Here is an 11,639-nt window from a genome sequence, read left to right as displayed (position 1 = left end):
AGCGGCAGCGCGACCAGGCCCGCGCCGAGGTACGGGACCTGCGCACGCAACGCGACGCCGAACGGCAGCGGGTGACCGACCTGGGCGTGGAACGCGACGCGCTGCGCGCCGAGGCCGAACGGGCCACCCGGGCCGCCGCCGAGGCGACCGAGCGGGCCGGGCGGTGGCAGGCCGAGGTGCAGGACGTCCGGCGTCAGATCGAGCAGTCCCGCGCCGACGCGGCACGCACCCGCGCGGAGGCCGCCGACGCCGCCCGGGCGCGTGAGCAGGCCGACCGGGCCCGCGACCGCGCCGAGGTCGCCGCCCGGCAGGCCGATGAGGCCCGGCAGGAGGCCGCGGAGGTGGCCGCGCGGCTGCGCGCGGAGTTGGCCGCCCTGGCCGCCCACCGCGACACGCTCACCGCCGAGCTGGCCGTGGCCCGGCAGGCCGCGGCGACCGCCGAGGGTCACCGCACCGCCCTGACGGTACGACTCGACGCCGCCGAGACCGATCGGGACCTGGCCCAGCGGCGGGTGGCGCAGCTCGGTGACCAGGTCAGCGACCTGGCGCTGGCGCTGGCCCGCCTCGGCGCCGCCGCTCCCAGCGACGCCACCTGATGATCGTGGCGCAACCTTCGGTAGGCTCGGGCGGTTAACCTCCCCGGTGGCCGCGGACACACACCGTTGTCGCGACCGGCCTGGGGATCACCTCACCGGGTGACCGTCCCGGCCGGCTACCCTTGGTCCCGGCCCACCCGTGGACGCCTCACGCCCTCGGGCGGGAATGGCTCGGCGGGGACGCACCGTTACACCCAGAAGACCAGCACCACGAACGAGGGGAAGTCGATCATGGGCGAGCGTATGCTGCGCGGAAGCCGCCTTGGCGCGGTGAGCTACGAATCCGACCGCAACACGGAGCTCGCGCCGCGTCAGACCCGCGAGTACCTCTGCGCCAAGGGCCACCAGTTCGAGGTGCCGTTCGCCGTCGACGCCGAGGTCCCGATGACCTGGGAATGCAAGTTCGACGGCAGCGTCGCCCGACTCGTCGACGGCAACGAGCCGGAGCAGAAGAAGGCCAAGCCGCCGCGTACCCACTGGGACATGCTTCTGGAGCGGCGCTCGATCGCCGAGCTGGAGGACATCCTCGAGGAGCGGCTGCAGGAGGTTCGGACCCGTCGCGGCCGCGCCTGAGCCGCACGACGTACAACGACGACGCCCCCGGGGTTTCCCCCGGGGGCGTCGTCATGTCTGTGCGCGGTGGTGGCCTGGGTCTCAGTGCCGGCCAGGCTCCACGATCTCGCCCTCGATGGCCCGACCGCCGTCGACCACCACCGGCTGTTGCGGCTCCGGGGTCGGTTGCGGGGTCGGTTGCGGCGCGCCCTGGCGCACCCGCACCGTCCGGGGCCCGAACAGGTCACCGGCGACCATCGACGACACCCGCCGCTCGGTGGCACGGCGCACCCCGGCGCGGGCCAGTCGACGCACCGGCGGCACCAGCAGCAGCAACCCGACCAGCCCGCTGACCAGACCGGGCACCGCCAGCAACAGCGCGCCCGCCAACCCGACGAGCCCGTCGGTCACCTGCCCACCCGGGGGCTGCCCGGCCGCCGCCGCGGAGCGGAACCCACGCCAGGCGCGCATGCCCTCACGGCGCAGCAGCACCAACCCGAGCAGGGACGCGGCGAACACCAGCAACACCGCCGCCCCGAACCCCAACGCCCGTCCCACGCCGACGAACACCGCCAGCTCCAGCACCACCGCCAGCAACAGGGCCAACGGTACGAACCTCAGTCCTCGGCGCATCTCACCTCATCGCCAATCCTGCGGACACCACGGACGTGTCCCGCTCATCCAGCATGACACGGCCGCGCTCACGGCCACCGCGCCTGACCCGTTCACGGCCACCGTGCCTGGCCGGTGGCGGTGCCGTGCAGGCCCCGGCGGACCGCCTGGCGACGGTCGCGCACACCCCAGGCGGTGATCCGCCACAGCGCCTCGGCCACGATCTTCGGGCTCATCTTGCTGTCGCCGTGTTCCCGCTCGGCGAACGTGATCGGCACCTCCACGATCCGCACCCCGGCCCGGTGCGCCAGCCGCGACAGCTCCACCTGGAACGAGTAGCCCTGCGAGGTCACCGACTCCAGGTCGATGGCGTCGAGGGCACTGATCCGGTACACCCGGTAACCGCCGGTGGCGTCCGACACGGGCATGCCCAGCGCCAGGCGCGCGTACAGGTTGCCGCAGCGCGACAGCAGCAGCCGCCGCAACGGCCAGTTGAGCACCCGCGCGCCGCTGGTCCACCGGGAGCCGATCACCACGTCCGCGTCGCGGGCGGCGTCCAGCAGCGCCGGCAGGTCCTCCGGGGCGTGCGACCCGTCGGCGTCCATCTCCACGACCGCCTGATAGCCGCGCTCGCGCGCCCACCCGAACCCGGCCAGGTACGCCGCGCCGAGGCCCTGCTTGCCGTGGCGGTGCAGCACCTGCACGTGCGCGTCGCCGTCGGCGAGGGCGTCGGCGATCGCGCCGGTGCCGTCGGGGCTGTTGTCGTCGGCGATGAGGATCTGCACCGCCGGGGCGGCGCGCCGGACCCGGCCCACGATCGCGGCGATGTTGTCGGCCTCGTTGTAGGTGGGGATCACCACCAGCACCCGGCCCACCCCGGGCACCTCGTCCGGGCGTCGGATCGTATCGGTCGCCTGGATCACGGTTCCTCCGCTCCCGCCGGCGTACCGGCTGTTGCTATCCGGGCATGACCCGCTGCCGCCGGCGCGGCACCGCCGCGCCGAGCAGGGCCGCCGCGGCCAGCGCGGCGAGCGCCACCTCGGGCCACCAGCCGAGGCGGGTGGCGAGGGTGCGTCCGTCGTCGAGGCGCAACTGCCGCACCACGACCTCCCGGGTGTTGAACCCGGTGGCATCGCTTACCCGCCCGTCGGGTGCGACGAACCCGGACACGCCGACCGTGGAGGCCATCAACGCCGGCCGTCCGTGCTCCACCGCCCGCAGCCGCACCATGGCCATCTGCTGGCGGGCCTCCGCCACGTCGAAGGTGGCGTTGTTTGTCTGCACCACCAGCAGTTGCGCCCCGCCGGTGACGGTGTCGCGGACCACCTCGTCGTAGGCGACCTCGAAGCAGATCACGTCACCGAGCACGGCCGGGCCGGCGCGTACCACGCCCGGGGTGCTTCCACCGACGAAGTCGCTGCGGATCAGGTCGACCTGTTTGCTGACCATCCGGGCCACGTCGCGCAGCGGCACGTACTCGGCGAACGGCACCGGGTGGCGTTTCGTGTACAGCTGGTCGAGGTCCGCGCCGGTGCCGGGGCGCCACAGGATGCCCGCGTTGCGGACCTCCCCGGCGCCCGGTCCCAGCAGCACCGCGCCGACCAGGATCGGCGCGCCGACGGTGTCGGCGGCCTGGGAGATCCGCGCCCCGGCGGTGGGGTTGCGCAGCGGGTCGATGTCGCTGGAGTTCTCCGGCCACACCACCACGTCGGGTTGCCGCTGCTGCCCGGCGGCGACCCGACCGGCCAACTCGATGGTGGCGTCCACGTGGTTGTTGAGCACCGCCTGCCGTTGGGCGTTGAAGTCCAGGCCCAGCCGCGGCACGTTGCCCTGCACGATCGCCACGGTGACTCCTGCGCCGGACCCGGCGGTGGCGACCGGCACCAGCAGACCCCCGGCGGTCAGCGCGACGGCCACGACGGCCGGTACGACCACCGGCGCCCACCGGCGGGCCGCCGGGACCGCGGCGCGTGGCGGGGCCTCCAGCGGGCCGTCAGGGCCCGCCACGGTGTCCAGCGGGCCGTCCGGGGGCGGCGGGGTGGTGTGCGGGGGTGCGGGGCGCCGGGCGGTGATCCAGCCCCGCCAGGCGGCGGTGACCAGCAACCCGCCGACGAGGGCCACGGCGAAGGTGACCAGCGGGGCGCCGCCCAGCGCCGCCAGGCGCAGCAAAGGTGAGGTGTCCTGGCTGAACGCCAACCGCCCCCACGGGAACCCGCCGAACGGGGTGCGGTCGCGCAGCGCTTCCTGCCCGACCCAGAGCAGCCCGGTCAGCGCCGGCCACGCCCAGCGGGAACGGTCGGCCAGCGGCGACACCCAGGCGGTGGCCGCGCCCAGCAGCGCCAGGTAGCCGGCCTGCAACAGCGACAGCAGCACCCACGGCAGGTAGCCGGTGTGCAGGTTCGTCCAGGCCAGCAGCGGGGCGAAGAACGCCACCCCGGTCAGGAAGCCCAGGCCGGCGCCGGCGCGCAACCGCCGCCGGTGCGCGGCGGCGGCCAGCAACGCCACCCCGACGGGCGCGAGCGGCCACACCCCGTACGGGGGGAACGCCACCAGCAGGGCCAGCCCGGCGGCCACGGCCAGGGGCACGGCGACCCTCAGCGGCAGCGGCCGACCCGCAACGACCGGCCGGGGCAGCGCCGCCGGGGTGTGCGTCTCATCCCGGTCCAGGGTCGTCACCGCTTCACCTCGATCACGGGGCGAAGGTTACCTGGCTGGCGTGTGCACCGACCGCGTCGGGCCGTCGGGCACGAACCGCCCGGCAGACATGAAATCGGGGCGCGGCTCGCGCCGCGCCCCGATGCTCCCAGGCCCTTCCCGGCCGGTGTGGCGAGGATGGGGCACGACGACCTTCGGACCGACCGGACGTGGACTGGCTGCCCCCGCCGGGCCGTTGTCTACTGGCCGTGCACCTCACCCTGCCCGTACACCGGTAACCGCGGCCGGTTCGCGCCGCCCCGCCGACCCCCGCCCGCTGGACCTGGCCGCCGCGACGATGACGCTGAAAAATGTCGCTCGGCCAGCGGACGAAGGGACGAAGCGAACAACAGCCGCTTCCCGTGGTAGGACTCAAAGACGGTACGTGCCGACCCCCGTCGGTTGTCAACCCGCAGCCGGCCTGTCGTGTGTTGCGCCACGGCGTGTCGGGTCGGCGTGTCTCAATGCGTACGCAGATGCTGACGCAGCAGTGCCTGCGCCGCCGCCCGGTGCTCCTCGGCGAGCAGCCCTCCGGCGGCCAACACGTAGTCGGCGTCGACCACCGCGGCGGCGGCGCGCGGCAGCGCCCACCCGCCGGCATGGTCGGCCAGGACCGCCGTCAGCACCTGCGCGGACACGTCCGCCGGCGCGTGCCGCAGCACCCCACCGGAGCCCACCAGCAGTCGCACGTCGCGCAGGTCCCGCCCGGCCCGCTCACCGGTGGCGGCGCCCCGGGCGTGACGGCGCAGCGCCACCGTCGCGGCGAGGGTGGCGATGCGCCTGTCCACGGCCCGCTCGACGTCGTCGCCGGCCAGGAACGCCGGGTCGGCCGCCCGGCGCGCCGCCGCGGCGCCCAGCTCGTCGGACTCGCCGGCGGCGAGCAGCCGTTCCTCGGCGGCGGCGCGTACGACCCCGGGGGCGCTCCACCGCATGCCCAGATCGCCCTCCACGGTGCGGGCCCGCCACAGACTGCCGGCGACCTCCCGGCCCGGCCCGGTGGCCCGCTCGTCGGGCGTGAGCACCGAGTACACGTCGGTGGTGGCCCCACCCACGTCGACCACCGCGAGGTCACCACCGAGGTTGTCGGCGAGCACCTCCACACCGGTGAGCACCGCGTCGGGGGTGGCCGCCCGCACCAGCCGTGCGAACCGGGCGCCCCTCGACAGTCGTTTACCACCGATGACGTGGCGCAGGAACACCGCGCGGATCGCCGCCCGCGCCGACGCCGGGGCGAGCACCCCGATGCGCGGCAGGACGTTGTCGGCGGCGGTGACCGGCACCCCGGCGTCGCGCAGCAGCCCGGTGAGCTGCTCGCGTACGTCGGCGTTGCCCGCGTACACCACGGGTGTGCGCCACCGGGCCCGGGCCAGGCGGGTGGCGTTGTGCGTGATGGTGTCGGCGTCGCCGCCGTCGGTGCCGCCGACGAGCAGCACCACGTCGCATCGGGCCGCCCGCAACGCCGTCAGGTCGGCGGCGCCGAGCCGCCCCGCCGCGACGTGCACCACGTGCGCGCCGGCGGACAACCCAACCCGCCGGCCGGCCTGCGCGGTGACCAGCGGCTCGTAGCCGATCACGGCCAGTCGCAGCCCACCACCGGCCGACGAGCACACGTACCACGGAACGTCGCGCACACCGAGCCCGGCGGTGGCCGCCGCGACCGCGGCGTCCAGGCCGTGCAGCACGTCGGTGCCCACCGTGGTGGGCGCCGACGCCGCGCCGACGAGGACACCGGCGGCCAGGTCCACCACCGCCACCTTCGTGTACGTGGAGCCGACGTCCGCGCAGACCGCCAGGGTCACGACTTTCCGGCGGGGACGACCACGGTGCCGGTCGCGGTGACCGCCACGATCGGCGGGTCGAGAACCTCGGCGGCGGACGCGGAACGGTCCGGACGGCCCCGGCACACCACCGCGCAGCTCAACTCCAGGGTGCGGCTGCGCGTGCCCACCCGCGACACCTGCGCGGTCACCTGCACCACGTCCCCGGCGTGGATGGGCGCGTGGAACCGCACGTCGGCGTACCCGGCGAACAGGCCCTCGTCGCCGTCGGTGCGGATGCACACCTCCGTGGCGACGTCGCCGAACAAACCGAGCGCGTACGCCCCGTCGACGAGGTTCCCGGCGTAGTGGGCGTGCGAGTACGGCACATACCGCCGGTGCGTCACCGTCAACCCGAGCCGTGCGTCGGTCATGCCATCGCCTTCCGTTGCGTGATCAGGGCGTGCACGAGGTAGCTGGCCACCTCGCCGGGCGTGGTGCCCCGACCGAAGATCCGGTCCACGCCCAACTCGTCGGTCATCGTCTCGTCGAACCGGGGACCACCGACGATCAGCAGCGGCCGCCGGCCCGCCGGCATCGCCTCCCGGAACGCCGCCGACATCTCCCGGGTGTTGTGCAGGTGCGCGTCGCGTTGCGTGACCACCTGCGACACCAGCACCGCGTCGGCCCTCTCCGCCCGGGCGGTCTCCACCAGCTCCGGCACGCTGACCTGCGCGCCCATGTTGGTGACCTTCAACTCCCGGTAGTACTCCAGGCCCTTCTCCCCCGCGATGCCCTTGACGTTGAGGATCGCGTCGATGCCCACTGTGTGCGCGTCGGTGCCGATGCACGCCCCGACCACCGACAGCTTGCGCCGCAACCGCTGCTTGATCACCGTGTTGACGTCCTTCGCCGACAGCAGCGCGAAGTCACGCTCCACCACCTGCACGACATTGAGGTCGACCAGGTGGTTGACCCGCCCGTAGACCACGAAGAACGTGAACCCGTCGCCCATCGGCTTGGCGTGCACCACCATCGCCGGGTCGACGCCCATCTTGTTGGCCAACTGCACCGCCGCGCCCTCGGCGCGCTTGTCGTGACTGACCGGCAGGGTGAACGACACCTGCACCATCCCGTCACCTGTGGTGTCCCCGTACGGGCGCACGATCTGCTTGCTCACGCCACTGTGCTCGCTCATGCGGCGGCCTCCAGGATGTCGGTGGCCGGGTTGCAGTAGTCGGCCTCGTGCGCGGCGACCCCGGCGAGACCCTTACCGCGGTCCGCGGGCCGCTTCATGATCCCGAAGGTGCCCTCGGCGATCGCCGTCAGCAGCGTCTGCTCCCCGATGCGCTCCAACAGGTCCAGTGCCTCACCGAGAACCTGGTTGGCGCGGCGGCGGATGAACCCGCCCGGCGCGGGCACGAAGTCCTCGTGCAGCCCACCGGCCGCGCCCAACACGTAGCGCACGTTCTGCACCGCGATGTCCCGATCGGACAACCACGGCGTCACCACCGCCTCGGTCATCATCCCCACCAGCAGGATGCCCTGACCGGTCAGCGCGCCCGCCAGGTTGAAGAACCCGTCGAGCAGATTGCCCCGGAACACGTCACCGGTCATGTGCTTCGTCGGCGGCATCCACTTCAACGGCGCGTCGGGGAACAACTCCCGGGCCAGCAACGCGTGCGCCAACTCCAACCGGAACGACTCCGGCACCTCCGGGTTGATCTCGAACGCGTGCCCCAACCCCAACTGCCAGTCCGCCAACCCCGCCTCGTGCGCGAAGAACTCGTTGAGCAGCTGCGACACCGTCACCGTGTGCGCCTCGTCGACCGCGTCGGCGGTGGTCAGGTAGTTGTCCTCACCGGTGTTGATGATGATCCCCGCGCGGGCGTGCACCTGCCGGGAGAACCGCTGGTCGACGAACGTGCGCACCGGGTTGATGTCGCGGAACAGGATCCCGTACATCGAGTCGTTCAACATCATGTCGAGGCGTTCCAACCCGGCCAGGGTCGCCATCTCCGGCATGCACAACCCGGACGCGTAGTTGGTCAACCGCACGTAGCGGCCCACCTCCTTCGACGACTCGTCCAACGCCGCGCGCATCAGCCGGAAGTTCTCCTGCGTGGCGTACGTGCCGGCGAACCCCTCCCGGGTCGCGCCCTCGGGCACGTAGTCCAGCAACGACTGCCCGGTGGAGCGGATCACCGCGATCACGTCCGCGCCGGCCCGCGCCGCCGCCTGCGCCTGCGGGATGTCCTCGTAGATGTCGCCGGTGGCGACGATCAGGTAGATCCACGGCCGCTGCGCCGGGTCGCCGTGACGCTTCACGAGACGGTCCCGCTCGGCGCGCCGCCGGTCGATGCGCCGGATACCCGCGCCGACCGCCTTGCGCGCCGCCGACCGGGCGGCCGTCGCCGCCCGCCCGGTGGGCTGGGTGAACCGCACCGACCCGGCGGCGGCCTTCTGCGCCAGCAACGTCACGTCGGTGCTGCCCTCGCCGACCAGGGCGTCGAACACCGGCACCGCCACCCCGTGGCCCAACCCCACGTCCGCGGCGACCGCGTCCACGAGCCGGTTCACCCACGGAATGCCGTCCGGGTCGGCGCCGCTCACCCCCGCCAACCGCAGGACCGCCCGCTCCACCGACACCGTGGTGTGGCTGCGCGCCAGGTCCACCACCGGCTGCCCGGCTCGACGCGCCAACTCCCGCGCCCGCGCCACCAGCACCGGATCAAGATCAAGCTTCCCGGTCATGACGACCCTTCCTCATAGATGACCTCACCGCGCAGCACCAGGCGCCGGCACACCGGCAGCGGCGTCGGGTCGTCCGGACCCCGCAGCTCCGGGTCCTCGGCCAGCAACACCGGCAGACCCCGCTCCACCCCCGCCGGCGTCGACCACACCGCGAACGTCGCCGGCGCACCCAACGCGAGGACCCCCTCGACGTCCAGGTGCACCGCCCGCCACCCACCACGGGTGTGCGCCGCGAACGCCGAGCGCACACCCATCCGCTGCGCCGGGTTGTGGTGCGCCGCCGCCGCCCGCACCGACCCCCACGGGTCCAGCGGCGTCACCGGCGAATCCGACCCGAACGCCAACGCCACCCCCACCGAGTGCATCGCACCCATCGGGTTCGACTCCAACGACCGGTCCAACCCCAACCGCGCCTCGTACATCCGGCCCGCGCCACCCCACAACCTGTCGAACGCCGGCTGCATGCTCGCCACGACCCCGTACTCCACGAACCGCGCGATCAACCGCTTGTTCATGACCTCCGCGTGCTCGATGCGGTGCCGGGCCGCCCGCAACCGCTCCACACCCACCGTCCGCGCCGCCGCCGCGAACCCGTCCAGGACGGTCCCGATCGCCACGTCACCGATGGCGTGGAAACCGCCCTGCATGCCGTGCGCCGCACAGTCCAGCAGGTGATCACGCACCTGCTCCGCCGACAGGTACCCGTGCCCGCAGCCGTCACCGTCGCCGTCGCCGTACGGCTGCGACACGTGCGCCGTCCGCGACCCCAACGCCCCGTCGGCGAACAGGTCGCCACCGGCGCCGACCGCGCCCAGCTCCCGGGCCCGCGCCGCGCCACCCAACTCGCCCCAGTACCCGTACACCTCCGGCAACCCCGCGCCGGAGATGCCCAGCAGACCTGTGAAGTCCTCCTCGTCGGAGATCTCCGGGCCACCGCACTCGTGCACCGCAGCGATCCCCAACGACGCCGCGTGCGCGAGGGCCACCCGCTGCGCCGCCACCCGCTGCGCCCGACTCACCGACCCCTGCGCGGCCGCCCGCACCACGTGGTGCGCGTCGCGCCGCAGCCACCCGGACGCGTCGTACCCGGTCGCCCGCACCGCCTGCGGGCACGCCGCCAACAGCGCCGACGACACCAACGCCGCGTGCAGCGACGCCTGCGACAGGTACACCCGCCGACCACCGGCCGCCCGGTCCAGCGCCGCCGCGTCCGGCAACGTCGGATCCGACCAACCCGACTCGTCCCAGCCGTGCCCCAGCACCACCGCGTCCGCCGGCAGGTCCGCCGCGAACGCCGCCACCGCGTCGAGCAGCTGCCCCGCCGAGCGCACCCCGGACAACGCCAGCCCGGACAACGCCAACCCGGTGTCGGTGGCGTGCACGTGCGCGTCGACGAACGCCGGCGTCACCAACGCCCCACCCAGATCCACCACCCGGTCGGCCGGCGGCGCGTCACCGTCGGTTCCCAACCAGGCAATCCGCCCACCGGACACCAGCAGCGCGGTGGCGCTCGGGTCGGCGGGGCAGTGCAGCACGCCGCCGCGGTACAACGTCGAGGGGTTCGTCATGACCTCAGTCTGCCGCGACCCGCGCCGCGAACAGCTGACGCACCCCCGGCTCGGCCCGCAGCAACCCCAGCGCCAACTCCGCGTGCCCCGGCACGTACCCGTTGCCCACCAGCATCGTCACATCCGCCGCCAACCCCTCCGCGCCCAACGCGGCCGCGGAGAAGCTCGTCGCCATCGAGAAGAAGATCACCGTGCCGCCGTCCGCGGTGGCCAGCACCGCCCCGTGCTCACACCCCGGCACGTCCACGCAGACCACCGTCACGTCCGCCGGCACACCCAGCGCGGTGGTCACCGCCGTGGACAACCCCACCGGGTCACGCGCGTCGGCCAACGCCACCACCGACGCCAGCCCGGCAGCCGTCAGCGCGTCACGCTCCGCTGCCACCGGCACCACCCCGACGGTACGCGCGGCGCCCGCCCGTCGCGCCGCCGCGAGAGACAGCGACCCGCTCTTACCCGCCCCACCGATCACCGCGACCCGCACCGGCGTCGGATCACCGCTACGACGACGCTCCTCGACATAGCGCGACACCACCCGGGCGGTCAGCGCGGGCGCCCCGCACACGTCCAACACGGCCAGGGACAACTGCGGGTCCTCGTCGTCGGGCAGCACCGCGGCGATGGACCGCGCGAACAGGATCGCCCACCCGTCACAGGGCACCTGCTCGCTGCGCCCGTCCCAACGGGCCAACCCGTCGGTGATCACCAGCGGCGTCAACGTCAACGACACCAGGGTGGCGACCCGCTCGCCCGCCTTGAGCCCCAGCGGAGACCGCCGACCGGCCTCCTCGACAGTGCCGATCAGCATCCCACCCGACCCGGTCACCGGGTTCTGCATCTTCCCCCGGGTCGCGATGATCTCCAGCACCTCGGCGCGGACCGCGTCACCGTTCCCGCCGTGCTTCTCCGACAACTGTCGGAAGCTCGCCGCGTCCAGATTGAGCCGCTGCACCCGGATCCGCACCTCGTTCGGCCCGATCGCCGCCGACGTGTCCAGCCGCCAGGCCGCCTGCGGCAGCACCCCCGCCGGTTGCACGACGCGGTGCAGTCCCACCGGTGACGTCACGCCAACCTCCCCTGCCCAGCCGTCCGAAGCCCCGGTCAAG

At 73.8% G+C, this 11,639-nt stretch carries 10 protein-coding genes and 1 pseudogene; 2 read left to right on the top strand and 9 right to left on the bottom strand.

Features of this window, described 5'->3' with window-relative positions; translation table 11 throughout:
- Both KBX71_RS22490 and KBX71_RS22485 read left to right on the top strand, forming a co-directional pair.
- Positions 1–596, top strand: a pseudogene (locus KBX71_RS22490) (hypothetical protein); the annotation flags it as partial.
- Between the two features lie 231 nt (positions 597–827).
- Positions 828–1,169 (top strand): RNA polymerase-binding protein RbpA, encoded by a 342-nt coding sequence (locus tag KBX71_RS22485; RefSeq protein WP_030489777.1) that lies wholly within the window; start codon positions 828–830, stop codon positions 1,167–1,169.
- 81 nt (positions 1,170–1,250) lie between these two features.
- On the opposite strand, the gene KBX71_RS22480 is transcribed toward KBX71_RS22485, so the two are convergent.
- The 9 genes from KBX71_RS22480 to KBX71_RS22440 form a co-directional block, all read right to left on the bottom strand.
- Positions 1,251–1,781 carry an FxsA family protein gene (locus tag KBX71_RS22480; RefSeq protein ID WP_196926613.1) on the bottom strand — a complete coding sequence of 177 codons (531 nt, stop codon included), beginning with the start codon at positions 1,779–1,781 and terminating at the stop codon, positions 1,251–1,253.
- 92 nt (positions 1,782–1,873) lie between these two features.
- A complete protein-coding gene (locus KBX71_RS22475; RefSeq protein ID WP_210819911.1) occupies positions 1,874–2,683 on the bottom strand; it encodes a polyprenol monophosphomannose synthase in 810 nt (269 codons plus the stop codon).
- Positions 2,684–2,717: 34 nt separating this feature from the next.
- Positions 2,718–4,436, bottom strand: a complete 1,719-nt coding sequence (lnt, locus tag KBX71_RS22470; RefSeq protein ID WP_210819910.1) for an apolipoprotein N-acyltransferase — start codon at positions 4,434–4,436, stop codon at positions 2,718–2,720.
- 479 nt (positions 4,437–4,915) lie between these two features.
- Positions 4,916–6,253, bottom strand: a complete 1,338-nt coding sequence (locus tag KBX71_RS22465) for a glutamate mutase L (protein WP_210819909.1) — start codon at positions 6,251–6,253, stop codon at positions 4,916–4,918.
- Positions 6,250–6,645, bottom strand: a complete 396-nt coding sequence (locus tag KBX71_RS22460) for a hotdog domain-containing protein (RefSeq protein ID WP_210819908.1) — start codon at positions 6,643–6,645, stop codon at positions 6,250–6,252. The genes KBX71_RS22465 and KBX71_RS22460 overlap by 4 nt, the downstream gene beginning before the upstream one ends.
- Positions 6,642–7,409, bottom strand: a complete 768-nt coding sequence (locus KBX71_RS22455) for an OAM dimerization domain-containing protein (protein ID WP_210819907.1) — start codon at positions 7,407–7,409, stop codon at positions 6,642–6,644. Before KBX71_RS22455 ends, KBX71_RS22460 begins: the two co-directional genes overlap by 4 nt.
- Positions 7,406–8,965, bottom strand: coding sequence for a lysine 5,6-aminomutase subunit alpha (locus KBX71_RS22450; RefSeq protein ID WP_210819906.1), 1,560 nt, complete (start codon positions 8,963–8,965; stop codon positions 7,406–7,408). The genes KBX71_RS22455 and KBX71_RS22450 overlap by 4 nt, the downstream gene beginning before the upstream one ends.
- Positions 8,962–10,533 (bottom strand): amidohydrolase, encoded by a 1,572-nt coding sequence (locus tag KBX71_RS22445; RefSeq protein WP_210819905.1) that lies wholly within the window; start codon positions 10,531–10,533, stop codon positions 8,962–8,964. Before KBX71_RS22445 ends, KBX71_RS22450 begins: the two co-directional genes overlap by 4 nt.
- Before the next feature lie 4 nt (positions 10,534–10,537).
- Positions 10,538–11,587 (bottom strand): zinc-binding alcohol dehydrogenase, encoded by a 1,050-nt coding sequence (locus tag KBX71_RS22440; RefSeq protein WP_210819920.1) that lies wholly within the window; start codon positions 11,585–11,587, stop codon positions 10,538–10,540.
- Positions 11,588–11,639 lie beyond the last annotated feature (52 nt).

The organism is Micromonospora sp. D93, assembly GCF_018070365.1.
Classification (GTDB): domain Bacteria; phylum Actinomycetota; class Actinomycetes; order Mycobacteriales; family Micromonosporaceae; genus Micromonospora; species Micromonospora ureilytica.
The sequence above is the reverse complement of the archived record's forward strand: the minus strand, read 5'-3'. Positions and strand labels throughout refer to the sequence as shown.